This window comes from Ruegeria arenilitoris, assembly GCF_013030265.1.
Classification (GTDB): Bacteria; Pseudomonadota; Alphaproteobacteria; order Rhodobacterales; family Rhodobacteraceae; genus Ruegeria; species Ruegeria arenilitoris_E.
Window position 1 is genome coordinate 41,508 of the sequence record NZ_WPZQ01000010.1, and the last position, 23,915, is coordinate 65,422.

Annotated in this window: 22 protein-coding genes and 1 riboswitch; of the genes, 8 read left to right on the forward strand and 14 right to left on the reverse strand. The window is 56.3% G+C overall.

Annotated elements, in window-relative coordinates; all coding sequences use genetic code 11:
- Positions 1–19: 19 nt before the first annotated feature.
- The 8 genes from GOX61_RS17230 to dnaK all read right to left on the reverse strand — a co-directional run bounded on the left by GOX61_RS17230 (position 20) and on the right by dnaK (position 7,706).
- Complete coding sequence (locus GOX61_RS17230) at positions 20–982, reverse strand: HesA/MoeB/ThiF family protein (protein ID WP_170335714.1); 963 nt, start codon at positions 980–982, stop codon at positions 20–22.
- Positions 979–1,575, reverse strand: a complete 597-nt coding sequence (locus GOX61_RS17235) for a thiamine phosphate synthase (RefSeq protein ID WP_170335716.1) — start codon at positions 1,573–1,575, stop codon at positions 979–981. The genes GOX61_RS17230 and GOX61_RS17235 overlap by 4 nt, the downstream gene beginning before the upstream one ends.
- Complete coding sequence (locus GOX61_RS17240) at positions 1,572–2,342, reverse strand: thiazole synthase (protein WP_170335718.1); 771 nt, start codon at positions 2,340–2,342, stop codon at positions 1,572–1,574. Before GOX61_RS17240 ends, GOX61_RS17235 begins: the two co-directional genes overlap by 4 nt.
- Before the next feature lie 2 nt (positions 2,343–2,344).
- Positions 2,345–2,539, reverse strand: coding sequence for a sulfur carrier protein ThiS (gene thiS / locus GOX61_RS17245; RefSeq protein ID WP_170335720.1), 195 nt, complete (start codon positions 2,537–2,539; stop codon positions 2,345–2,347).
- Positions 2,523–3,500: a glycine oxidase ThiO gene (thiO, locus tag GOX61_RS17250; RefSeq protein ID WP_170335722.1), complete on the reverse strand. Its 978-nt coding sequence runs from the start codon at positions 3,498–3,500 to the stop codon at positions 2,523–2,525. Before thiO ends, thiS begins: the two co-directional genes overlap by 17 nt.
- A complete protein-coding gene (gene thiD, locus GOX61_RS17255; RefSeq protein WP_170335724.1) occupies positions 3,497–4,300 on the reverse strand; it encodes a bifunctional hydroxymethylpyrimidine kinase/phosphomethylpyrimidine kinase in 804 nt (267 codons plus the stop codon). The genes thiO and thiD overlap by 4 nt, the downstream gene beginning before the upstream one ends.
- A gap of 42 nt (positions 4,301–4,342) precedes the next feature.
- A riboswitch (TPP riboswitch) is annotated at positions 4,343–4,448 on the reverse strand.
- 127 nt (positions 4,449–4,575) lie between these two features.
- Positions 4,576–5,724, reverse strand: coding sequence for a molecular chaperone DnaJ (gene dnaJ / locus GOX61_RS17260; RefSeq protein ID WP_155144212.1), 1,149 nt, complete (start codon positions 5,722–5,724; stop codon positions 4,576–4,578).
- A 74-nt stretch (positions 5,725–5,798) separates the two neighbouring features.
- Positions 5,799–7,706 (reverse strand): molecular chaperone DnaK, encoded by a 1,908-nt coding sequence (gene dnaK, locus GOX61_RS17265; RefSeq protein ID WP_155144211.1) that lies wholly within the window; start codon positions 7,704–7,706, stop codon positions 5,799–5,801.
- 213 nt (positions 7,707–7,919) lie between these two features.
- Here dnaK and GOX61_RS17270 point away from each other — a divergent pair, with 213 nt between their 5' ends.
- On the forward strand, positions 7,920–8,522 hold the full coding sequence (locus GOX61_RS17270) for an alpha-ketoglutarate-dependent dioxygenase AlkB family protein (protein WP_170335726.1): 603 nt from the start codon (positions 7,920–7,922) through the stop codon (positions 8,520–8,522).
- On the opposite strand, the gene GOX61_RS17275 is transcribed toward GOX61_RS17270, so the two are convergent.
- A complete protein-coding gene (locus tag GOX61_RS17275) occupies positions 8,519–9,340 on the reverse strand; it encodes an ABC transporter permease (protein ID WP_170335728.1) in 822 nt (273 codons plus the stop codon). The two genes, GOX61_RS17270 and GOX61_RS17275, sit on opposite strands and share 4 nt — an antisense overlap.
- Before the next feature lie 122 nt (positions 9,341–9,462).
- Here GOX61_RS17275 and cysQ point away from each other — a divergent pair, with 122 nt between their 5' ends.
- From cysQ to GOX61_RS17310, 7 genes are all read left to right on the forward strand, one after another.
- Complete coding sequence (gene cysQ / locus GOX61_RS17280) at positions 9,463–10,260, forward strand: 3'(2'),5'-bisphosphate nucleotidase CysQ (protein ID WP_170335730.1); 798 nt, start codon at positions 9,463–9,465, stop codon at positions 10,258–10,260.
- Positions 10,260–11,060 (forward strand): 3-deoxy-manno-octulosonate cytidylyltransferase family protein, encoded by an 801-nt coding sequence (locus GOX61_RS17285; RefSeq protein WP_170335732.1) that lies wholly within the window; start codon positions 10,260–10,262, stop codon positions 11,058–11,060. Before cysQ ends, GOX61_RS17285 begins: the two co-directional genes overlap by 1 nt.
- A 61-nt stretch (positions 11,061–11,121) precedes the next feature.
- Positions 11,122–12,105, forward strand: a complete 984-nt coding sequence (gene galE / locus GOX61_RS17290) for a UDP-glucose 4-epimerase GalE (RefSeq protein ID WP_170335733.1) — start codon at positions 11,122–11,124, stop codon at positions 12,103–12,105.
- Entirely contained in the window at positions 12,102–13,145 is a 1,044-nt protein-coding gene (locus GOX61_RS17295) for a glycosyltransferase family 2 protein (RefSeq protein WP_170335735.1), read from the forward strand. Before galE ends, GOX61_RS17295 begins: the two co-directional genes overlap by 4 nt.
- A gap of 182 nt (positions 13,146–13,327) precedes the next feature.
- Positions 13,328–14,314: a glycosyltransferase family 2 protein gene (locus tag GOX61_RS17300; protein ID WP_170335737.1), complete on the forward strand. Its 987-nt coding sequence runs from the start codon at positions 13,328–13,330 to the stop codon at positions 14,312–14,314.
- A complete protein-coding gene (locus tag GOX61_RS17305; protein ID WP_170335739.1) occupies positions 14,311–16,011 on the forward strand; it encodes a DUF5927 domain-containing protein in 1,701 nt (566 codons plus the stop codon). The genes GOX61_RS17300 and GOX61_RS17305 overlap by 4 nt, the downstream gene beginning before the upstream one ends.
- 6 nt (positions 16,012–16,017) lie before the next feature.
- Entirely contained in the window at positions 16,018–17,451 is a 1,434-nt protein-coding gene (locus GOX61_RS17310) for a nodulation protein NodH (protein WP_170335741.1), read from the forward strand.
- A 6-nt stretch (positions 17,452–17,457) separates the two neighbouring features.
- On the opposite strand, the gene GOX61_RS17315 is transcribed toward GOX61_RS17310, so the two are convergent.
- Genes GOX61_RS17315 through GOX61_RS17335 form a run of 5 tightly spaced genes read right to left on the reverse strand, consistent with a single transcriptional unit; the run spans position 17,458 to position 23,776 of the window.
- Positions 17,458–17,976 (reverse strand): L,D-transpeptidase family protein, encoded by a 519-nt coding sequence (locus GOX61_RS17315; protein ID WP_155144196.1) that lies wholly within the window; start codon positions 17,974–17,976, stop codon positions 17,458–17,460.
- Positions 17,977–18,033: 57 nt separating this feature from the next.
- Entirely contained in the window at positions 18,034–18,819 is a 786-nt protein-coding gene (locus tag GOX61_RS17320; protein ID WP_170335742.1) for an ion transporter, read from the reverse strand.
- 20 nt (positions 18,820–18,839) lie between these two features.
- The gene (locus GOX61_RS17325) at positions 18,840–20,069 is read right to left on the reverse strand and encodes a class I SAM-dependent RNA methyltransferase (protein WP_170335744.1); all 1,230 of its coding nucleotides are present in this window, start codon (positions 20,067–20,069) and stop codon (positions 18,840–18,842) included.
- 39 nt (positions 20,070–20,108) lie between these two features.
- A complete protein-coding gene (locus GOX61_RS17330) occupies positions 20,109–21,941 on the reverse strand; it encodes an ABC transporter ATP-binding protein (RefSeq protein ID WP_170335746.1) in 1,833 nt (610 codons plus the stop codon).
- Positions 21,938–23,776 carry an ABC transporter ATP-binding protein gene (locus GOX61_RS17335; protein ID WP_170335747.1) on the reverse strand — a complete coding sequence of 613 codons (1,839 nt, stop codon included), beginning with the start codon at positions 23,774–23,776 and terminating at the stop codon, positions 21,938–21,940. Before GOX61_RS17335 ends, GOX61_RS17330 begins: the two co-directional genes overlap by 4 nt.
- Positions 23,777–23,915: the final 139 nt, after the last annotated feature.

Consider the following 23,915-nt stretch of genomic DNA (forward strand, 5'->3'; position numbering starts at 1 on the left):
GTCTCGCGTTTCCTTCTGTTCACGAGGTTGAGGCCGCAACGAGGACGATCTCGCCCGGCCAATCCGGTTGAATACGTTCAGCAGCGCGCCATGCCCGCAGGCCGGTCGCGCAACACAGAGCCAATCTTTTTTCCTTGTTAGGCTCTGATATGAGATCTTCAGGAGTCGTCCGTTTGGCACTCGGATGAATAAGCTCCGGCGCCTCCGCCGCATCCCTTAGCTCAACAATCACGTCAGCCTCGCTCAGCTGACTGGCGGAAACAAAGCGGAATGCCTGTGCTGGCTCGGGTGCTTGATCAAAGCGAAATCCGGTACTGCGGAACGTACGCGCATCGAACTGCACGAGATGCCCCAAAGAGCTCGGCTCAAGACCAAGGATGACGCCCAGCGCCATCTGCGCCTGAAGCGAACCCAACATGGCAACCACGGGACCCAACACCCCTGCTGTGGCGCAGCTTGCGCCACTATCAGGAGATTCGGGGAAAACCGCGCGCAATGAGGGGGCTCTGCCACAGAACCCACCGACATAACCTGACAGCCCCAGAACAGACGCGCTGATCAGGGGTTTTCTCAGCTCCAGGCAACTGTCTGACAAGGTGTAGCTGGCTGCATAGCTGTCCGCGCAGTCCAATACCAAATCATGTTTGGATACCAAGTTTGCCACGTTTTCGCTTGTTAGAGGCTGATTCAAGTCAGAGATTTCGATTTCTCTGTTTAGTTCCCGGCAACGCTGAGCCGCCGCCTCTGCCTTTGAGCGGCCGCAGTCTTTCTCTGTAAACAAGGTCTGGCGATGGAGGTTCGATTGCTCAACGACATCCCCATCCATCACCGTCAGATGGCCAACCCCAGCCCCGGTTAACAAAGGCAAAACAGGTGCTGCCAAACCACCCGCGCCGATCACAAGAACCCGCGAGTTGGAAAGGCGTTTCTGCCCATCATCTCCAACCTCGGGCAGGATCATTTGTCGGGAATAGCGCGTCATTTGCAGACCTCGATCCATTCACGCACACGCCCTTCGGGATCGTCGTTGAGTGTGATGTCGGTGACAACTGAAACGATATCCGCGCCAGCCTCGAATACGCCGCGCGCGCGTTCAACACTCATACCGCCAATACCGACCAAGGGGATGTCACCTACTCGTGCTTTCCATTCGGTCACCCGCGGCAAGCCCTGTTGATGCCATTTCATCTTTTTCAGGATGGTCGGGTAAACAGGGCCCAGCGCGACATAATCCGGGCCCATTACCAGGACGCGCTCGAGCTCGTCATCATCATGGGTTGAAACACCCAGTTTCAGACCGGCCTTGCGGATCGCCTTGAGATCGGCGTCATCCAAATCTTCCTGACCCAGATGAATCCAGTCGCAGCCCACTTCGATAGCTGCCTGCCAGTAGTCATTCACCACCAGCACAGCACCATGTTCGCGACACAGAGCTTGTGACACTTCGATCTCGTGACGCACAACGTCGTCTGGCTGATCCTTGATCCGCAGCTGTACCAGCTTAACACCCAAAGGCAGCATTCGGCGCAACCAGTCTGAGTGATCAAAGATCGGGTAAAATCGATCAAGGGTCATGACAGGAATGCCTTTCCAATAACGGGAGTAGAGGCCTCGGCCATGTCGCGCGCTTCGATCGGATCGGCCTGATGGGCCAATTGTCCGGCCTGAACCGCCAGTGCCATCGCCTTGGCCATCGCAGCCGGATCACCCGCACGGGCAACGGCTGTGTTCAGAAGAACGGCATCAAAGCCCAGTTCCATTGCGTGGGCCGCATGGCTTGGCAGACCGATGCCTGCATCAACAACCAGTGGCACATCCGGGAATTCAGCACGCATGGCACGCAATGCGTATTCGTTGTTCAGCCCGCGACCTGACCCGATTGGCGCGCCCCAGGGCATCAGGACCTCGCAGCCGGCGGCCAGCAACCGTTCTCCGACGATCAGATCGTCCGTTGTGTACGGGAACACCTGAAACCCATCCTCGGTCAGGATGCGAGCGGCCTCGACCAACTGAAACACATCCGGCTGCAGGCTGTCCGTGTGACCGATCAGTTCCAGCTTGATCCAGGGCGTATCAAACACCTCACGTGCCATATGAGCCGTGGTAACTGCCTCTTTGACCGTGTGGCATCCAGCCGTGTTCGGCAAAACCAGCACGCCAAGCTCACGGATCATGGACCAGAACGTCTGTCCCGCGCCGCCCGCCCCTTCACGGCGGAGCGAAACCGTGGCCACGCCTGCTGCGCTTTGGCGAAAAGCCTGTTCCAGAATGGCAGGGCTGGGATATTGCGCTGTTCCCAGCATCAGGGGGTTTGGCAAATCGGTGCCGTAAAACCGTTTCATGCTCAGCCCCCCTGCATTGGCGCAACAACTTCGATCCGGTCGCCTTCGGCCAGTTTGTGGGCAATGCGCAGACTGGACGGGACGAAATCTTCGTTCACTGCCGTGGCAACGCGACCAGAGAACCCGCATTCCTTCAGCAGTTCAGACAAGGTTTCCGCGCGCACGTCGCGCGATTCACCGTTAAGGACGATCTTCATCAACCATCTCCGAGTGTTTGTTTTCCAACGCCAGATCGGCAACGCCCTGCGCCAATGCAGGCGCCAGCAAATAGCCGTGGCGATAGAGGCCATTGGCATAGATTGTCCGACCCAGCCGCCGGATGCGTGGCAAGTTGTCGGGAAAGGCTGGGCGAAGATCGACACCGATTTCCAAGACCTCAGCTTCTCCGAAGGCCGGATTCAGGGCATAGGCCGCGCTCAGCAGTTCCAGCATCGAACGCGCAGTGATACGGCTGCTGTCCTCAGATTCGATCATCGTCGCGCCCAGCATGTAAATGCCGTCGCCGCGCGGCACGATGTAAAGCGGCATGCGTGGATGTAGCAGACGTACGGGGCGGTTCAGCGCCACATCCGGGCAGCGGATCACCAACATCTCACCCTTCACGCCGCGCAGATCGTGCAAGTACTCACGCGCATGCAGCCCGCGGCAGTCGATTGCATTCTCCATCTTCGCAGGCGCGAGTTTCTGGTGAAACTCCACCCCTTGTTCGCACAGCTGACGATAGAGATCGTTCAGCGCCTGCCGGGGATCGACATGCGCCTCTGCGCTAAAATGCAAACCCTTTCCGAATCCATGTAGATCAGGCTCTAATAAGGAGATTTTTTCCTGTTCAACCTGTTCAAAACCTTCAGTACGGCGTGCGAAACGACGCAGATCCGGCAAATCCCGGGCATTGGCAACAACGAGGGTACCTTGTCTGTGTACCTGCGTTCGGTCCGCCCACCAATCGATGGCCTGTTGACCCAGTCGCAGCACAGGTTCCTCGGCGTTCTCGTATTCGCACCATGGTGCCAGCATGCCACCAGCCCACCAGGAACACCCATGTGGGCCAGGCGGGCCGCCAGGATCAAAGACCTGAACGCGTGCGCCACGGGAAACCAGTTCACTCGCGACCGCCAGACCGGCAACACCGGCACCTATGACAGACCAGACCGTCACGCCGACCAGACCTGATGGAAATGGTGCACCGGACCATGGCCCTGCCCAATGCAAAGGTCATCCGCGCGGGCAATTGCGCCCTGCAGATATCCATGCGCCTGAGCCACTGCTTCTGTCAGGTTCAATCCCTGTGCAAGTCCGGCGGCAATCGAGGATGACAATGTGCACCCGGTGCCGTGGGTGTTTCTTGTGGATTTGCGAGGCGCTTTGAAATCAGCCACTTTACCCGACGCATCAATCAGTAAGTCGTGGCAGATTTCGCCCTCTCCATGACCGCCTTTCATCAGAACGGCACGTGCACCCATCTCACAAAGGCCAAGACCTTGGGCGATCATATCTTCGGGCGTCCTGGCTGCGGTTTGTTCCAGCAGACAGGCAGCTTCGGGCAGGTTGGGCGTTATCACCGTCGCACGGGGCAACAACACGTCACGCAAAGTCTGAACCGCCTCAGCGGCCAACAAGGCATCACCGGATTTAGCGACCATCACCGGGTCAAGCACCACCGGACCTTCGAAACCAGAAATCCCCTGAGCCACTGTCTGGATGATTTCGGGCGTTGCCAACATCCCAATTTTGATCGCACCGACATCGAGATCGCTCAGAACCGCTTCGATCTGCGCGGAGATCACCTCCAATGGAATCCCGTGTACCGCGGTTACCGCCTGAGTGTTTTGCGCCGTCACTGCGGTCAGAACGCTGGCGCCATAGACACCCAGCGCGGACATCGCCTTGAGGTCGGCCTGAATTCCGGCACCACCTCCGCTGTCCGATCCTGCGATTGTCAGGGCAATATGCGCCATGTCGTTGCTCCATATTCAAAGGGCAACGGGCATGGAAAACGTCTGTGCACTAAGACCGTTCCCTACGCCGGTATTGCCCGGATCAGGTTCGATGGGTTAGCGCATTCACGCCTCTCAGCCCCAAGACGGGGCACCCCAACGGTTCGCGCGGACAATCTCAGGGCTTGGACCGGGTTTCAAGGGCCAATCTGAACCGGTTTCAGATCAAACTGGACCTAAGGAACAAAAAAGGCCGGCTCTGACGAACCGGCCTAACATTCTTGATTGCTGGGCTTTTAGCCCTTCATCCCATCCCAAAAGGATTTGACGGATGAGAAAAAGCTCTTTGATTCCGGGTGGTTGTCTTCACCCAGATCTTCGAACTCACGCAGCAGTTCTTTCTGACGGCTGGTCAGGTTCACCGGGGTCTCGACGGCCAGTTCGATGAACATGTCGCCAACTCCGCCACCACGCAGCGCGGGCATACCTTTGCTACGCAGACGCATCTGGCGGCCAGACTGGCTGCCGGCCGGGATCTGCACGCGACCACGACCACCATCGATGGTCGGTACTTCGATCGAACCACCCAGCGCGGCCTTGGCCATGCTTACCGGAACGCGGCAGTAAAGGTTTATGCTGTCACGCTCGAACAGCTGATGCTGCGCGACTTCGACAAATATGTAGAGATCACCCGGAGGGCCACCGCGCATTCCGGCCTCACCCTCGCCAGCAAGGCGAATACGAGTACCGGTTTCAACACCGGCAGGGATATTGACCGAAAGAGCACGCTCTTTTTCGACACGGCCCGCGCCGTTGCAGGATTTACAGGGGTTCTTGATGATCTGACCAAGGCCAGAACAGGTCGGACAGGTTCGTTCGACCGTGAAGAAGCCCTGTTGCGCCCGCACCTTGCCCATACCCGAACAGGTCGGACAGGTTGTTGGCTCAACACCACTTTCCGCACCGGTGCCATCACAGGATGAACAGGCCACGGCAGTGGGTACATTGATAGTTTTCTGCAGGCCGGAATAGGCTTCTTCCAGCGTTACGCGCAGGTTGTAGCGCAGGTCCGATCCACGTGCCGCGCGACGTCCACCGCCGCCACCACGCTGGCCACCCATGAAATCGCCGAACAGATCGTCGAAGACATCCGAAAACGCGCTGGAGAAATCACCAGAGCCAAATCCGCCACCGGGACGACCACCGCCACCCATGCCGTTCTCAAACGCCGCATGACCAAAGCGGTCATAAGCAGCTTTTTTGTCGGCATCACGCAGCACATCATAGGCCTCGTTGGCCTCTTTGAACTGCGCTTCAGCATCCGGATTGTCCTTGTTGCGGTCTGGATGAAGTTCTTTGGCTTTTTTGCGAAAGCCCTTTTTGATTTCATCCGACGAAGCGCTCTTGGACACGCCGAGTACTTCGTAATAGTCGCGTTTTGACATCAGTATTTCCTTATGCCTCAACGTAATCGGGCCGGCCCGGCAACCGGACCGGCCCAAATTGGCCCGGTTACCCGTTAGTTACGCTTGTCGTCGTCCAGATCTTCGAACTCGGCATCGACAATATCGTCATCACCCGGTGCGGCATCCGCGGCGGCAGGCTCATCTTCGCCCTCTTCCGCTTGCGCCTTATAGATGGCTTCACCCAGTTTCATGGCCGCTTCGGTCACGTTCTGGATGCCCGACTTGATCTTGTCCGCATTGTCCGTTTCCAGCTCATCCTTGAGCGCGGCAACGGCCAGCTCGATCGCTTCGACGGTCGACGGGTCGACCTTGTCGCCATGTTCCTCGATCGATTTCTCGGTCGCGTGAACAAGGCTTTCGGCCTGGTTCTTGGCTTCGACCAGCTCTTTGCGGGCCTTGTCTGCCTCGGCGTTTTCCTCGGCGTCCTTGACCATCTTGTCGATATCTTCGTCCGACAGACCGCCCGAGGCCTGGATGGTGATCTTCTGCTCTTTGCCGGTGCCTTTGTCCTTGGCCGAAACCGAGACAATGCCGTTGGCATCGATGTCAAAAGTCACCTCGATCTGAGGCATGCCGCGCGGTGCGGGCGGGATCTCTTCCAGATTGAACTGACCCAGGATCTTGTTGTCCGCGGCCATTTCGCGCTCACCCTGGAAACAGCGGATGGTCACGGCGTTCTGATTGTCCTCAGCGGTCGAGAAGACCTGAGACTTTTTGGTCGGGATCGTGGTGTTGCGGTCGATCAGACGGGTGAACACGCCACCCAGCGTCTCGATGCCCAGCGACAGCGGGGTCACGTCCAGCAGAACCACGTCTTTGACGTCGCCCTGCAGAACACCGGCCTGAATGGCGGCGCCCATGGCAACAACTTCGTCCGGGTTCACACCCTTGTGCGGCTCTTTACCGAAGAACTTGGTGACCTCTTCGATCACTTTCGGCATCCGGGTCATACCACCGACCAGAACAACCTCGTCCACGTCGCCAGCCGACAGGCCTGCGTCTTTCAGAGCAGCCTGGCAAGGCTTCATCGACTTCTTGATCAGGTCGCCAACCAGCGATTCCAGCTTGGCACGGGTCAGTTTCATGACCATGTGCAGCGGCTGACCGTTTGCACCCATCGAGATGAACGGCTGGTTGATTTCGGTTTGCGAGGTCGAGGACAGCTCGATCTTGGCTTTTTCAGCGGCTTCTTTCAGGCGCTGCAGGGCCATCTTGTCTTGCGACAGGTCGACACCGTGTTCTTTTTTGAACTCGTCCGCCAGGTAGTTGACGATGCGCATGTCAAAGTCTTCACCACCCAGGAAGGTGTCACCGTTGGTCGACTTAACCTCGAACAGGCCGTCGTCGATTTCCAGAATAGTCACATCGAAGGTACCACCACCAAGGTCATAAACCGCGATGGTTTGGGTTTCTTCTTTGTCCAGACCATAGGCCAGCGCAGCAGCTGTCGGCTCGTTGATGATCCGCAGCACTTCCAGACCGGCGATTTTACCGGCGTCTTTGGTGGCCTGACGCTGTGCGTCGTTGAAGTATGCCGGAACGGTGATAACCGCCTGCGTGACTTCCTCACCCAGATAGCTCTCGGCAGTTTCCTTCATCTTGCCCAGAGTGAAGGCCGAGATCTGGCTTGGGGAGTATTTTTCACCGCGGGCTTCAACCCACGCGTCGCCATTGCCGCCATCGACGATGGCGTACGGCACCATTTTCTTATCTTTTTCGACTTCTGCATCATCCACACGACGACCGATCAGACGCTTTACGCCAAAGATGGTGTTGTCGGGGTTGGTGACCGCCTGGCGTTTTGCAGGCTGACCGACCAGTCGCTCATCTTCGGTGAAGGCGACGATCGAGGGCGTGGTCCGCGCCCCTTCTGCGTTTTCGATGACCTTCGGCTGCGAGCCGTCCATGATGGCAACGCACGAGTTTGTGGTACCGAGGTCAATGCCGATTACTTTTCCCATATTTTCAATCCCTTTCTCTTCAAGGCGATGTCCCGAGGTCCGGACCCGTTATGGCATCCGGCCCCGATCAGTGCTGCGCGACAGCACTACACCATCGCGCGTCCCGGCGTATATAAGGGCGGGACAAGAGGCCTGCAAGCGTTCTGAAATGCAGGTTTTCGGGATTCTGTAGCCTTTTTTGGCAAGGTTTTGGCAAGGATTGGGGATTCTTGAATGGCACGGCTGCTTTTGCGGGGGTTCGATATCAGAAAAGGCTATCTGGACGGGGCCGCGCAAACGCAGCTGATCGATGTCTTGCGTCCGATTCTGAAATCCGCGCCCCTGTTCCATCCCACCACCCCATCGGGCAAGCAGATGTCCGTACGCATGACCTCGGCCGGGGGTCTGGGCTGGGTGTCAGACAAAGCCGGGTATCGATATCAGGACACCCATCCGAAAGGCGCGGCATGGCCTGCTATTCCGGATGTTATCCTGCAGATGTGGAAAGACCTCTGCAGTCCCGATCGCGATCCCGATTGCTGCCTGATCAACTATTATGGCGAGGGTGCCCGGATGGGCCTTCACCAGGACAGGGACGAAGCGGATTTCTCTTGGCCCGTTCTATCTGTCTCGCTGGGCGATGATGCACTCTTTCGAATTGGAAACACGACCCGGGGCGGCAAGACCGAGTCCATTTGGCTGAACTCGGGTGACGTTGTCATCATGGGAGGTCCGGCGCGTCTCGCATATCACGGGGTCGACCGGATCCGGTTTGGCTCATCCCGGTTGTTGCCCAAAGGTGGCCGCATCAACCTAACCCTGCGCGTTGCAACCTAGCGACGCGCACTCCAGCTCTGCGATACGTGTTTGCGGGTAAAGAACACGCCCAGCAACCCGATCATCATCAACGCGAGCCCGACCCAAAGAGCGTATTCCCAACTTGTGTTTCTTGGAAAATAGTTCCGGAATACGAACCCCCGGCATTGGTCGATTACGTGAAACAATGGGTTCCACGAGAACGCCGCCAGCCAGGCACCCCCGAGCGCGTTCGCCACGACCATCTTTCCGGAAAAGATCATGTTCATCCGGCGATAGACATTGTTGAGTATCTCCGAAGTCTGCGGAATCCATGGTTTCAGTGCCATGAAGATCAGACCAACCGTACACCCAGTGAACCAGGCCAAAACAAGCATCGCGAATGCGCCACCCGGATCCTGAATCTCGATTGGGGAGATCGTCACGCTGTAGAGGAACAGGATCACGATCAACGAAACAATTTGCGTGTAAAACGAACCGAATGCAGCGGCCAGCAACATCACCATGATGTTCATTGGCGAATGCAGCATCATCGGGTTGTTGCCGATACCGACACCAGCGACCGAACTGACGGCCTTGATATGCGTCAGGAATAAAAAGACACCCGACAACAGATACAGGACATATTCACCCCGGATCTTTGCCACCCGCGTCCCGACGAGCGACATGATCAGATAGAACACAACAACGAGCGCCAGAACCTGTATGATGTTCATCACGATGGCGATCACCGCATTGGAGTGCTGTGATCGAACGTTGCGCACAACGGCATGGAATACGAGTTCCGCCGTCGTGAATGCACCGCCCAGCAGCGATTGATTTCGCTTGTAATAGAACACTCGAACGTTCTTTCCTGCTTTATCGCCTGCAATCTGGCATGAAATTCTTGCCGTTCCGTATCCGGCACATCATAAGTCGGTCAGGTTTTCGGATCAACAAACCTCAGGAACGGAGCATTTTTGTGACCTACGACGCCCTCATTCCCGTCATCCGACGTCTGGCCCTGGAAGCAGGCGACAAGATCATGGAGATTTACGAGGCGGATGATTTCGACGTGAAGGTCAAATCAGATGCCAGCCCCGTCACCGAGGCAGACGAAGCCGCAGATGCCCTGATCTCGGCAGGACTGCGGACAGCATTCCCCGATATCCTGTTGGTGACCGAAGAACAGGCCGCCTCGCATTCGGAAAAGGGCGATACGTTCCTGATTGTCGACCCGCTGGATGGTACCAAAGAATTCATCAACCGCCGTGGTGATTTCACGGTGAACATTGCGCTGGTGGAGAATGGTGTCCCGACCCGCGGTGTGGTCTATGCCCCTGCGCGAGGGCGTATGTTCTATACTCAGGCTGATGGGCAATCGGTTGAAGAATCCGGTGCTCTGAACAAAGAGCAGACAGGCGAGTTGACACCAATATCAGTCTCTAAACCGGACAATACGGCGCTTTTGGTCGTCGCCTCAAAATCCCATCGTGATCAGGCAACAGACGATTACATCAACAAATATCAGGTGCAGGACAGCAAAAGCGCGGGTTCGTCGCTGAAGTTCTGCCTGGTCGCCACCGGCGAGGCCGACATCTATCCTCGTGTAGGTCGCACTATGGAATGGGACACGGCCGCCGGGCACGCAGTGCTGGCCGGTGCCGGCGGTGATGTCGTGCGGTTCGACGATCACTCCCCGCTGACATACGGCAAGGACGGCTATGCCAACCCGTTCTTCATCGCCTATGCTCCGGGTGTTGAGCTGAAGGAGGCCTGATGTCCGTTCTGATTGCGATCCCTGCCCGCTACGCCTCGTCGCGCTATCCGGGCAAACCTCTTGTGCCGCTGACTGGTGCGACCGGTAACTCGATGACGCTGATTGAACGGTCATGGCGTGCCGCAAAATCGGTCGCTGGCGTCGACCGCGTTGTGGTGGCCACCGATGACGACCGCATTCGCGAAGTCGCGGAAGGTTTCGGGGCAGAAGTCACCATGACTTCGGAGAACTGCGCCAATGGCACCGAACGCTGCGCCGAGGCGCACTCGGTTCTGGGCAATGGGTATGACATCGTTGTGAATTTGCAGGGGGACGCACCCCTGACGCCGCACTGGTTTGTCGAAGACCTGATCGAAGGATTGCGCGCCGCACCCGGGGCAGGCGTTGCGACCCCTGTGTTGCGCTGCGACGGGGATGCCCTGAACGGTTTGCTGAATGATCGCAAGCATGACCGCGTCGGGGGCACAACCGCCGTTTTCGGCACAGATCACAGTGCACTGTATTTTTCGAAAGAGGTCATCCCTTTCACCTCGGAAACCTATGCCAGTACCGAACCAACCCCGGTGTTTCATCATGTTGGCGTCTATGCCTATCGACCAGACGCTCTGTCGGCCTATCCAGGCTGGCCAACCGGGCCGCTTGAGACATTGGAAGGGCTTGAACAGCTGCGTTTCATGGAAAACGGGCGCAAAGTTCTGTGTGTCGAGGTTGAAGCCAAGGGTCGGCAGTTCTGGGAACTGAACAATCCGCAGGACGTAGCAAAGATCGAAGAGATGATGGCTGCCATGGGGCTGGAATAGCCCCCTTACATGCCTCCGAATAACCAAATCGACATTCTGACCGGATGTTGTGGGACCAAAAATGAACAACATACTCGTAACCGGCGGCGCCGGGTATATCGGATCACATGCCTGCAAGGCTCTGGCGCGCGCGGGCTATGTTCCGATCACCTACGACAATCTCGTTACCGGATGGCAGGATTCGGTGAAATTCGGCCCGTTCGAACACGGAGACCTGTTGGACCGTAAGCGGCTGGATGAGGTCTTTGCCAAATACAAACCGGCTGCCGTCATGCATTTTGCCGCGCTCAGTCAGGTTGGCGAGGCCATGTCAGAACCGGGCAGATACTGGTCAAACAACGTGACCGGATCACTGAACCTGATCGAAGCCGCTGTTGCCGCGAATTGCTTGAATTTCGTCTTCTCCTCGACCTGTGCCACGTATGGAGAGCATGACAATGTGGTTCTGGACGAGGACACGCCACAGCATCCACTGAATGCCTATGGCGCATCAAAACGCGCGATCGAGGATATTCTGCGCGATTTCGAAGCATCACACCGGCTGAATCACGTGATCTTTCGCTATTTCAACGTGGCTGGCGCCGATCCGGACAGCGAAGTTGGAGAATTCCACCGCCCGGAAACTCATCTGGTTCCGCTCATGCTGGATGCGATCGATGGCAAACGTGATGCGCTGACCGTGAATGGCACGGATTACGATACACCGGATGGCACCTGCATTCGTGATTATGTGCATGTCTGCGATCTGGTGGACGCGCATGTTCTGGGTTTGCATTGGCTGGAACAGGATAAGGGCAGTCGAGTATTCAACCTGGGAACCGGTTCAGGGTTTTCGGTACTGGACGTGATCAGCCATTCGAAATCGGTCACCAATCGCACGGTGCCCTATATCACCGGACCACGTCGCGAAGGTGACTGTACCAAGCTGGTTTCGGGCTCTGCCCGCGCTGAAACCGAATTGGGCTGGCAGCCAAAAAGATCAACATTAGAGACAATGATCGCCGACGCCTGGCGCTGGCATCAGACTGGCGACTATCAAAAATGAGCCACGCTGCGGAACAGATGCACGACACAATCGGGTGGCTGCAGATGTATCGGTTGCGTATGAAAAGACGACGGCTTCTATGGCGATCCTTTCGCAGTCGTCACCAGTTGAACAGCCTTTCGGACAGAACCCGATTGATCGCAAAGGGCGACATCCTGTCCTTCACAACCCTGCGCAATGAACTCGAGCGCCTGCCCTGGTTCTTTCGTCACTATCGCAGCCTTGGCGTTGATCACTTTCTGATGGTGGATAATGGCAGCGACGATGGAACGGTCGCGTATTTGCAGGAACAACCGGACGTTTCCCTGTGGCAAACCGATGCCAGCTATCGCGGTTCTCGCTTTGGTCTGGACTGGCTGACTTGGCTGCAAATGCGGTACGGCCACGACCATTGGACCCTGATGGTGGATGCCGACGAGTTACTGATCTACGCCCATCACGACACGAGATCACTGAAGGATCTGACGGCATGGCTTCAAAACCGCGGTCATAGCGCCTTTGGTGCCTTGATGCTGGACATGTATCCCAAGGGTCACCTGGATCAGCACAAATACGATCCGCAGTCCAATCCTCTGGACCTACTGAATTGGTTCGACAGCGGCCCTTATCGCGCACAGCGCCAAAACCCATTGGGAAACCTCTGGGTTCAGGGTGGTGTGCGGGAGAGAGTGTTTTTTGCCGATCATCCTGACCGCTCACCGACACTCAACAAGATCCCGTTGGTTCACTGGTCCAGACGCTATGCGTATGTAAATTCATGCCATTCCGCCCTGCCGCGGTACCTGAATTTTGCCTATGACGGGCCCGGGGGCGACACACCCGCCGGCGTCTTGTTGCATACAAAATTCTTGCCTCAGGTCATCAAAAGCGCGGAAACCGAAAAAGAGAGGCGGCAGCATTTTCATGATCCCGACCTATTCGGGCCATACTATGATGCAATCGTCGCAGCGCCCAACCTGTGGAACGCACACTCTGTACGCTACACCGGATGGGCGCAGCTTGAGGGGCTGGGTTTGATGAATTCAAAAGGCTGGAACTGAATGGGGAACGATCCCGTTGGAAAACCCGTTTCAGGCTAACACCTTTTAAATACATTGCTTCTCAAGGTGCTAAAGTGTCATAAAACAGTAATTGCCCGGTGCGATCTCGGCTCAGGCCAACCCGGGCATGCTCGCGTCATAGAAGGTTAGGCAGTCGCGTGAGCCTTTTGGATTCTTATCGTATGAGATTGCGGCGCAAGCGCCGCCTTTTGCGCTGTGTGCGTAAACGACGCGAGTTGAAACCTTTCAAAGACAACACCGCCAACATCCAAAGCGACAGCGTTCTGTTGATGAGCGTTGTACGCAACGAGAAGATCCGGCTGCCCTACTTTCTGTCCTATTATCGTAAACTGGGCATCGATCACTTTCTCTTTGTCGACAACAACAGCGATGATGGCACTGCTGAGTATCTGAGCGAACAGCCAGATGTCTCGCTCTGGAGCGCCAGAGCCAGCTACAAGCGCGCTTCTTTCGGTCTCGACTGGTCAAACTACCTGCTGCGCAAATACGCGCGTGATCATTGGGTTTTGACGGTCGATCCGGACGAGTTCTTCATTTACCCGTTCTGTGACACGCGCCCGATCCGGGCCCTGACCGACTGGCTGGACAGCACAGGTGTTCGCAGCTTCGGCACGATGCTGATTGACATGTATCCGGAAGGCCCGGTTCAGGAGGCGGTGTATCACGAAGGGAAGGATCCGTTTGAAATCTCTCCCTGGTTCGACTCGGGAAACTACATGATCTCCAAGAATCCGACCTACGGGAATTTGTGGATTCAAGGTGGCCCCCGCAGTCGCGTTTTCTTTCAGGACAATCCGGAAAAGGCGCCTGCACTAAACAAAATCCCGCTGGTAAAGTGGGACAAGCGCTATGTCTATGTCAGCTCGACCCACTCTCTTCTGCCTCGTGGCTTGAACCAAGTTTACGACGAGTGGGGTGGTGAGAAAACCAGTGGCGCGCTGCTGCATGCTAAACTGATTGATATTCTGGGTGAAAAAGCGCGCGAGGAAATGACACGAAACCAGCACTATCGCGCTTCGGGAGAGTATCGTGCCTATCTGGAACAGCTGGAAGATCAGCCAGTCTTTTGGTGCAAATGGTCAGAGAAGTACATCAACTGGCGGCAGCTTGAGATCCTTGGTCTGATGTCAAAGGGGAACTGGGCATGAGCACTCTGGGCATCGTCATGCTGGTTCACACTGCGCTGGATCGGGCGGAACTAGTCGCCCGTCACTGGACCGCTGCGGGCTGCCCGGTGGTCATTCACGTAGACCGTAAAGTACATGAAGAGACCTATACCAATTTCGTCTCATCCTGTTCCGATGATCCGCTGATATTGTTTAGCGAACGGCACGTCTGCGAATGGGGCGGTTGGGGCATCGTTGCGGCCTCGCAATCGGCTGCGACCTCGATACTGGAACGGTTCCCAGATGTGCGCCATGTCTATTTGTCCTCGGGATCCTGCCTGCCATTGAGGCCAGTGCTAGAACTGGTCGACTACCTGTCTGAACGGCCGCGCGAAGACTTTATCGAAAGCGCGACCACTGCTGATGTGAGCTGGACCGTCGGTGGCCTGGATCTTGAGAGGTTTACGCTGCGCTTTCCGTTTTCATGGCGCAAACACCGGAAACTGTTCGATTCTTATGTAAAACTGCAACGTCTTCTGGGTTTTCGACGCAAAATACCCGATGGGCTGGTTCCGCATATGGGCAGCCAATGGTGGTGTCTGACGCGACAAACCCTCACGGCGATTCTGCAGGACCCGAAACGGAAGGTGTATGATCGTTATTTCCGGCGTGTCTGGATACCGGACGAAAGCTATTTTCAGACGCTGGCTCGCCTGTACTCGATCCATATCGAAAGCCGGTCGCTGACCTTGTCCAAATTCGACTATCAGGGCCGTCCGCACATCTTTTACGACGACCATTTGCAGCTGCTGCGCCGATCCGATTGCTTTGTTGCACGTAAAATCTGGCCTCATGCGGATCGGTTGTACCAGACATTTCTGACCGATCAGACAGAGGCAATGAAACTGGCTGAACCAAATCCCGGCAAGATTGACCGGGTTTTTGCCAAAGCGGTCGAGCGTCGAACCCGGGGTCGCGACGGCCTGTATATGCAAAGTCGTTTTCCGCGACACGGTAGTGAAAACGGCCTGACATCGTTTCCCTATTCCGTCTTTCAGGGCTTCTCTGAATTGTTCGAGGATTTCGAATCCTGGCTGGGCAACGCGACGGGAGCGCGCGTCCATGGCCACTTGTTCGGACCTGAAAGAGCTGAATTTGCGGGCGGAGAAACCACGATCAACGGTGCATTGAGCGATGGTGCAAAACTGCGGGATTACAACCCGACCGCTTTTGTCTCCAACCTGATCTGGAACACGCGTGGAGAAAGACAGTGCTTTCAGTTTGGCCCTGCCGACACACAAAAGATCAACTGGTTCCTTGCACGGGACAAGAACGCGCAGATTTCGGTGGTCACTGGCGCTTGGGCCGTACCGCTGTTCCGCTCGAACATGAATTTTGCCGACATCAGGAATGAAGCAGCGCGTTTGCAGCAGATTGAAACCAAGCAGCTTGAGGTGCTGGATTCAGTCTGGACCAAGGCAAAGGTTCGCATCTGGACGATGGCGGAGTTCGTTGAATCTCCGATGGAGCCGCTTCAGACGGTGATTGATGAAATCGGAACCGGTCAACCGGCTCATTTGTCTGAAGCGCCAACCATGGTTGATCTGACCGGCTTCGGAAAATTCCTGCAAAACCTCAAAAATCAGGGTATGCACCCGTATCTGGTAGGTGATTTTCCGGTGGATGATGTTTTTGGTGCTCAGACACGGCAATTCCGCAAACCATATCTGGTTCAATAGTCGGATATGAGCACAAAGTTCGACTATTTCATTGTTCTGGCTGCTATGCGTACCGGCTCGAACCTGCTGGAAGCCAACTTGAATGCGCTAGACGGCGTGGCGTGCCATGGCGAGGCATTCAATCCCCATTTTATCGGACGGTTAAAATCTGATGAGTTGTTTGGGGTTTCGCTGGAGGAACGCGACAAAGACCCTATGCGTCTGCTTGATGCGATCCGGGCTGCACCGGATGCCTTGAATGGTTTTCGCTATTTTCAGGAACACGATCCACGGGTGCTGCAATCGGCACTGGATGATCCGCGATGCGCCAAGATCATTCTGTCGCGTAACCCACTGGACAGCTATGTGTCGCTGAAAATCGCTCGCAAAACCAAGCAATGGCAGCTGACCAACATAAAGGTACGAAAAGACGCTCAGATCGAATTTGATCCGGTGGATTTTGCCAGCTACCTGGATGAGCAGCAGGAATTCAAACAGATGCTGCAGATCCATCTGCAGAAGACCGGCCAGACAGCATTTCATATCAATTATGATGATCTGAACCAGTTGGAGATTCTGAATGGTCTGTCCGCATGGCTGGGAGTTGGATCCCGACTGGACGCACTTGATGACAGGCTTAAGCCTCAGAATCCTGCTCCGGCCCTGTCAAAGGTGACAAATCCGGTTGAGATGGAAAATGCGCTGTCAAAAATCGACAGCTTCAATCTGCATCGAGTTCCAAATTTTGAGCCGCGCCGCGGACCAGCGGTTTCGCGGTACATTGCAGCCCCAAAGACGCCATTGATGTATTTGCCGATCCGCGGCGGACCAGAAGCTGTTGTTGCACAATGGCTGGCTGATTTGGATACCATGGATGCGCGGGACCTGTTGACCGATCGTAATCGCAAGCAGATGCGCCAATGGATGCAAACCAATCCAGGGCATCGCAAGTTCACGGTGCTAAGGCACCCGCTGGCACGCGCGCACTCGGTGTTTTGCAGTCACATCCTCAACAAAGGCCCGGGCGCATATCTCAACATCCGCAACATGCTGCGGAACAAGTACAAGATCCCTTTTCCCGGCCAGATTCGGAAAAACAACTATTCAAAAGAACAGCACTATGAGGCGTTCTCGGCTTTTCTGGTCTTTCTGCGCCATATTCTGGCAGGCCAGACACCCATCCGCGTCGACGGTCTGTGGTGCAGTCAGGCAAGCACGCTTGAGGGGATGTCTGTTTTTGCCATGCCCGACTTCATTCTGCGAGAAGAAGAAATCGAAACCGCACTACCCGAGTTGGCCCGCAAGGTTGGGCACACCAATCCGCCAATACTCGGCACTTCTGAAGCGGACGTTCCGTTCTTGTTGCCTGATATCTATGATGCTGAGCTTGAGGCGCTGGCGACCGAAACCTACCAGCGCGACTACGTGCTCTATGGGTTCAAGGACTGGAAGCCGCTGTGAGCCGGTTCAGGGCCGTAGCGTGATCAGCGTACCTTCGTTGACCATCGCATAGATCTCTTCGATCTCTTCATTCTTGACCGCGATGCAACCAGCTGTCCAATCAGGTGTCTTCCTTGCTCGCTTGAACTCGGAACGAAGATTGGGTTGCCCGTGGATAAAAATATCTCCACCCGGATCAACGCCCGCGGCCTTGGCCTGAGCGATATCTTTCGAGTCAGGATAGGAAATGCCTAGCGACAAATGATACCGGCTGCGTGGGTTTCGGCGGTCGATCAGATACGACCCTTCCGGTGTACGGCCATCCCCACGTTTGAACTTGGTGCCGCTCGGCGCAAACCCAAGATCCACGTCATACTCCTTCAGAACCTGTTCATGGTGCAAAAGATAGAGTTTGCGTGCGCCCTTGTTGACGACCAGCGATGTCACCTCGGGTCCGTTGTAGGAAAGAAATCTGGGGCCTGCTGATGCGCATGCTGAAAGGCTCAGCGTTGCCATTGCCCCCAAACCAAATGCTCGACGATCCATATTTTCACTGCCTGCTGCTTTTTTTGGCTATTATGCCAAAAAAGCTAAAAACTGAAATCACTTTTTGCTGTTTGACTGCGCAATCAGGTGTTTCTCGATGATCTCAAGCCGTTCCAGCACCTCATCGCGATAGGCATCGGTCTTTTCACCATCCTCGGCATGGTGGGCGTCCTGCATCGAATTCACGATAAGACCAACCAAAAGGTTCACCACCGCAAAGGTCGTCACCATGATGAACGGAACAAAGAACATCCATGCATAGGGGTACACTTCCATCACGGGGCGCACGATACCCATCGACCAGCTTTCCAGCGTCATGATCTGGAACAAGGTATAAGCAGACAGACCGAGATCACCGAACCATTCCGGAAAGGACTGTGAGAACAGCTTGGTCGCGATCACCGCGCCGATGTAGAAAAGGATGGCCATCAAAAGGAAAACGCTGGCCATGCCGGGCAGTGCCGAGATGAACCCTTCGACCACGCGACGCAGGCGTGGCGCCACCGAGATCACGCGCAGGACCCGCAAAATCCGCAGTGCACGCAAGACCGACAAGCCGCCAGCGCCCGGCACAAGAGCGATACCGACGATCACAAAATCAAAGACATTCCAGCCATTGCTGAAAAAACGGCGCCCGGTCGAAATCAGCTTCATCGCGATTTCAGCCACAAAGATGGCAAGGCAGACGCTGTCCAGAAACACGATCACTGGGCCAGCCTTGTCCATGAGACTGGGAGAGGTTTCCATACCCAGCAGGACGGCGTTGATCAGGATCACACCGGTGATGAATTGCGAAAATCCAGCGCTTTCGACAAAGCCTTGCAAACGCTGCCTGATCCCCATTTGGGCGCTCTCCTGTTGATTCATGATTTTTTCGACATGTTGAAGTGGCCTACGAGTTCGGTGTGTGACGACCACCGAAATTGGTCAACCACCTGCACCCATTCAAGAGTGTAACCGGCCTGAGCCAGAATTTTTGCGTCACGCGCAAAGCTGATTGGATTGCACGATACATAGGCGATAACTGGGCGTTTGGCCTGCGCCAGCTCTTGCACCTGCGCTTCGGCGCCGGCGCGTGGTGGATCCAGTACAACTGCATCAAAGGATTTCAGTTCATCTGGCATCAGGGGGCGGCGAAACAGATCGCGCGCCTCGGTTGTCACTTTCTTGAGACCTTCTGCCTTGCGCCATGCCTGATCCAGCGCACGGGTCATAGCCGCTTCACCCTCGACCGCATGGACCTCGGATCCTTCGGCCAGGGGAAGCGAGAACGTACCACTACCAGCAAACAGGTCGACAACCTGTTTAGATGATCCGACAATTTCCAGAACAGCCTGTGTTAGAGCCTGTTCCCCATCTTTTGTCGCCTGCAGAAATGCGCCGGGAGGTGGAACAACCTGCGCTTTGCCAAACCGCTGTACTGGCGGTTGGCGCATCGCGATCACCTCATCATCCCAAGTCAGGCGAGCCAGCCCATGCTGTTCCGTCGCTTGCGCCAGCGCCAGTTCCAACGGCCCATCCAGCGGTTTGCCACCTTTGACCGACACATCAAGACCCGCCTCGGACAGGGTCAGGGTCACGGCAAGAACGCCCTTGCGGCTGCCACCCAAGACAGCCAACGCCTCGGCAACGGGGATGGCAGCAATCAGCGCTGGGTCCAGCAGGTGACAGTCGGGGATTTCGGTGATCGTGTCAGACGCACGACCGTGAAAGCCAGCCAGAGTGCCCTTTTTCGTGCGCCTTACAGCAACGGTTGCACGGCGGCGGGATCGTTCAGGTGATGTATGGATCGGACGCATCGGTGCCTCCAACCCTTGTGCTGCGAGCGCGGTCCGCACCACTTCAACTTTCCAGTCGGCAACGAATGTATCTGATGCGTGCTGCAACTGGCACCCGCCACAGGCTTTGTAATGGCGGCAGGGCGCCTTAACCCGGTCGTCTGATGGCGTGTTGACGCGAATATCATTCAGCAGGGTGCCAACAAGCGTGCCACTGACCACCTCGCCCGGAAGGGTTCGAGGGGCGTAAACGGGGCCATCGGCGATACCGTCGCCCTGATGACCAAGGCGGAGAATGGTGTAATCCTGCGTCATGGGGGGCCTGATAGCCGGGCTTACGCTGTAAAAGAACCCCTATTCCGCAGCTTCGGTCTGAATGAAGCCACCGGACTGGCGATGCCAGAACCGCGCATACAGCCCGCCCTGTGCCAGCAGAGTGTCATGTGCACCGTCCTCGACGATGTGGCCTTGATCCAGAACGATGATCCGATCCATTTCGCTGAGCGTCGACAAGCGGTGTGCAATAGCAAGAACCGTTTTGCCTTCCATCACGCGATGCAGGGCGGTCTGGATGGACGCCTCAACTTCTGAATCAAGGGCTGAGGTTGCCTCGTCCAGTACAAGGATCGGCGCGTCCTTAAGGATTGCGCGTGCCAAAGCGATCCTCTGACGCTGTCCACCGCTCAGCTTCACACCTCGCTCACCCAGATGGGCGTCATACCCTGTCCGGCCCTGAGCATCCTGCAGGCCCAGAATAAACTCATGCGCTTCGGCCTTGTGTGCGGCCGCGATCATTTCTTCTTCCGTCGCATCCGGACGTCCATAGAGGATGTTCTCGCGCGCTGAGCGATTGAACATGGCAGTTTCCTGCGTGACCATACCGATATGACGGCGCAGGCTGTCCTGGGTCACCTGTGAGATATCCTGACCATCAATCAATATCGCACCGTTTTCCCTGTCATAGAGCCGCAATAGAAGAGAAACTAGGGTCGACTTACCTGCACCAGAAGCCCCGACGATACCCAGCTTTTCACCCGGCCGTATCGCCAGATCCAGATCTGTGACACCTCCGATATTCCGACCATAGGCAAAGCTGACGTCATCGAACCTGATCCCGCCTTCGGCAACTTTCAGATCAGCAGCGCGCGCCGCATCTTCAACGCGGTTTCGCTTGGCCAGAGTGTTCATGCCGTTTTCGATCTCGCCAACGTTGGCATAAAGGCCCATCAGCGTGAAACTGACCCAACCGGTCATCTGAGCGATGCGAATGGACACAGCACCGGCAGCAACGATGTCGCCGGTCGTCGCACTGCCGCCCTGCCACAGCAGCACCGTGGCACCCAACAACAACACAGGCAGAACCCCGGCAAGCGTCATCAGAATAAAGCGGAAGCTCGCTGAGAGCTTTCCGAAATCCAGCGATCTTTCCCGCAATTCGACCATGGCGTTACGGGCGGCGTGATCCTCGAACTCGGAATGCGCGAACAGTTTGACAGTTTTGATATTGGTTATGGTATCGACCACCTGCCCCGACACCATTGCCCGCGCCCCTGCGCGCGCGGCCGAGCGTTTGCGGATACGCGGCAGATACCAGCGGATCAGCCAAAAATAGATGGCAAGCCAAGCTGCGAACGGGACCATAACAAGCGGATGAATAGACCCTAACAAAAGCAAAGAGCCGACAAGCGACGCCAAGGCAAAGACAATTGCGCTGATGGTTTCCGACACCACCGACGCCATCGCATTCGAGGTCTGCATCTGCTTTTGGGCAATCCGGCCCGCGAAATCGTCATCGAAATAAGTCACCGACTGGCCCAGCGTCCAGCGATTGAGTTTGGCCAGAACCAACGGCGTGATGTTCGGCATCACGATATAGTTGTTCGACAGCGACGAGAGTCCGAACAGGATCGGGCGGATCAGCATGAAAAACGCGATCGCCCCGATGATCATCCAGGCGTTTCGGGCGGACAAAAACTCTTCTGGTCCGCTTGCGGTTGCCACATCGATAACGTGGCCAAGAATCCATGCCGTTCCGGCTTCCATTGCTCCTGCGGTGGCAGAAAAGAACGCGGCGACAAACAACATCGGCCACGCGCCGGACAGGCACCAGCGAATAAACGCCCCCAACGTCTGCGGTGGGGGCGTTTCGGTGTCCGTGAACGGATAAATCAGATCTGCAATTCTCATTCAGCGGCCTCCGGGTTCATGAAGCCGCCAGATTGCCGTGCCCAGAACTGAGCGTAAAGACCACCATGCGACAACAATTCCGCATGGGCGCCTTCTTCGACGATCCGACCACCATCCATCACCAGGATCCGGTCCATCTGCGCAATGGTACTCAGCCGGTGCGCAATCGCGATCACGGTCTTGCCTTGCATCATGCCGTAGAGGGTCTCCTGAATCGATGCTTCGACCTCGGAATCTAGCGCAGATGTCGCCTCGTCCAGCAAAAGGATGGGTGCGTCTTTAAGGATCACCCGCGCAAGCGTCACACGCTGGCGCTGACCACCGCTGAGTTTGACACCCCGCTCCCCCACATGCGCGTCATATCCTGTCCGGCCTTGCGGGTCCTGAAGGTCCAGAATGAACTCATGCGCTTCGGCTTGCTTGGCGGCGGCAATCATCTGCTCTTCGGTCGCATCGGGGCGACCGTACAGGATATTGTCGCGCACCGACCGATGCAGCAACGCACTGTCCTGTTGAACCATCCCGATCCGCTGACGCAGACTGTCCTGGGTGACAGAACTGATGTCCTGGCCATCGATCAGGATTGCGCCGCGTTCGACGTCGTAAAACCGCAAAAGCAGCTTTACCAGAGTCGATTTCCCGGCACCGGAACGCCCGATCAGACCGATCTTTTCACCTGGCTGGATGGTCAGGTTGATATGGTCCAGACCACCCGTTTCACGACCGTAGTGGTGAGACAAATCGCGAATTTCAATCTCGCCCGAACTCAGCTGCAAGGGCCTTGCACCTTTGACATCCAACAGATCAACAGGCTGCGCGATGGTTTCCATTCCCTCGGCGACAACACCCAGTTGGCGGAAAAAGCTGGTCAGCGCCCACATGATCCATCCGGTCATCGCGTTCAGCCGCAACGTCAGGGCAGTTGCAGCTGCAACAACGCCAACCGATGCACTGCCCTGCATCCACAAGGCAATCGCCCAACCGACAACACCGATGATCAACAGGCCGTTCAGCGTCACCAGAACTGCGTCCATAATGGTGAAGATGCGCATCTCGACCTGAAATGTGCGGCGCGTTGCCTCGATAGCCTCGCGCGCATAGTCCAGTTCCTGATCCGCATGGGCAAACATCTTGACCGAATGGATATTGGTATAGCTGTCCACCACACGCCCGGTCACCGTGGAACGCGCATCAGATGCGGCCTGCGAGGCCGGTCCAACCCGCCGCACCGTCCAGCGCACCAGCAGCCCATAGAGCACAAGCCAGATCAACAGCGGCACCAACAACCGAGGATCAGCCGCCATCAACAGAATGGCCGCACCGATCAGATAGGCCAGCGAGAAGGAAATCGCGTCAAAGACCTGAAAGATCACCTCTCCCGCAGCGGGCGGTGTCTGCATGATCCGGTTCGCGATACGTCCGGCAAAGTCATTCTCGAACCAGCCAACCGACTGGCGCAGAACGTGTTTATGCGCACGCCAGCGGATCAGCGTCCCAAAGTTCGGCAAGATCGCGTTGTTCAACAACAACACGTCAATCACGTGCAGCGCGGGCCGCAATAGCAGAACAAAGGCTGCCATCAGCAGCAGTTCTGTGCCGTGCGCCTGCCAGACTTCGGTCGGTGAACCCGACAGCAGGTCGACGACGCGGCCCATATAATAGATCAAGCCGATCTCAACCCCAGCCACGATGATTGACAGAAGTGCTGCCCAGACAAACACGCGCATGAATGGGCGCGAGTAGTCCAGCATGAAGGGCCACAGCCGCGTTGGTGGCGTGTCTACTTCGTCATAAGCGACAAAAGGGTCTACGAGGTTTTCGAAATAGCGAAACATGGAGGATGCTCCGATTGAGCGAGTCAAAATAAGTCATGCGAAAGAAGATGGCGTCAGAACACCACCCCAACGGGTAAAGTGTTCCAGCCTTAGCCGAACCAGATCCCGTAATACATTCGCATTCCTCCATCCATGTGAC

Coding starts and splice junctions, on each gene's coding strand:
- GOX61_RS17325 (WP_170335744.1), bottom strand. CDS start 20,069: ATGACGCAGGATTACACCATTCTCCGCCTTGGTCATCAGGGCGACGGT.
- GOX61_RS17270 (WP_170335726.1), top strand. CDS start 7,920: ATGGCACGGCTGCTTTTGCGGGGGTTCGATATCAGAAAAGGCTATCTG.
- GOX61_RS17235 (WP_170335716.1), bottom strand. CDS start 1,575: ATGACCCTTGATCGATTTTACCCGATCTTTGATCACTCAGACTGGTTG.
- GOX61_RS17300 (WP_170335737.1), top strand. CDS start 13,328: ATGAGATTGCGGCGCAAGCGCCGCCTTTTGCGCTGTGTGCGTAAACGA.
- GOX61_RS17315 (WP_155144196.1), bottom strand. CDS start 17,976: ATGGATCGTCGAGCATTTGGTTTGGGGGCAATGGCAACGCTGAGCCTT.
- GOX61_RS17305 (WP_170335739.1), top strand. CDS start 14,311: ATGAGCACTCTGGGCATCGTCATGCTGGTTCACACTGCGCTGGATCGG.
- GOX61_RS17240 (WP_170335718.1), bottom strand. CDS start 2,342: ATGAAACGGTTTTACGGCACCGATTTGCCAAACCCCCTGATGCTGGGA.
- galE (WP_170335733.1), top strand. CDS start 11,122: ATGAACAACATACTCGTAACCGGCGGCGCCGGGTATATCGGATCACAT.
- thiD (WP_170335724.1), bottom strand. CDS start 4,300: ATGGCGCATATTGCCCTGACAATCGCAGGATCGGACAGCGGAGGTGGT.
- GOX61_RS17335 (WP_170335747.1), bottom strand. CDS start 23,776: ATGTTTCGCTATTTCGAAAACCTCGTAGACCCTTTTGTCGCTTATGAC.
- GOX61_RS17330 (WP_170335746.1), bottom strand. CDS start 21,941: ATGAGAATTGCAGATCTGATTTATCCGTTCACGGACACCGAAACGCCC.
- GOX61_RS17295 (WP_170335735.1), top strand. CDS start 12,102: ATGAGCCACGCTGCGGAACAGATGCACGACACAATCGGGTGGCTGCAG.
- dnaK (WP_155144211.1), bottom strand. CDS start 7,706: ATGGGAAAAGTAATCGGCATTGACCTCGGTACCACAAACTCGTGCGTT.
- GOX61_RS17320 (WP_170335742.1), bottom strand. CDS start 18,819: ATGGGGATCAGGCAGCGTTTGCAAGGCTTTGTCGAAAGCGCTGGATTT.
- GOX61_RS17310 (WP_170335741.1), top strand. CDS start 16,018: ATGAGCACAAAGTTCGACTATTTCATTGTTCTGGCTGCTATGCGTACC.
- GOX61_RS17230 (WP_170335714.1), bottom strand. CDS start 982: ATGACGCGCTATTCCCGACAAATGATCCTGCCCGAGGTTGGAGATGAT.
- dnaJ (WP_155144212.1), bottom strand. CDS start 5,724: ATGTCAAAACGCGACTATTACGAAGTACTCGGCGTGTCCAAGAGCGCT.
- thiS (WP_170335720.1), bottom strand. CDS start 2,539: ATGAAGATCGTCCTTAACGGTGAATCGCGCGACGTGCGCGCGGAAACC.
- GOX61_RS17285 (WP_170335732.1), top strand. CDS start 10,260: ATGTCCGTTCTGATTGCGATCCCTGCCCGCTACGCCTCGTCGCGCTAT.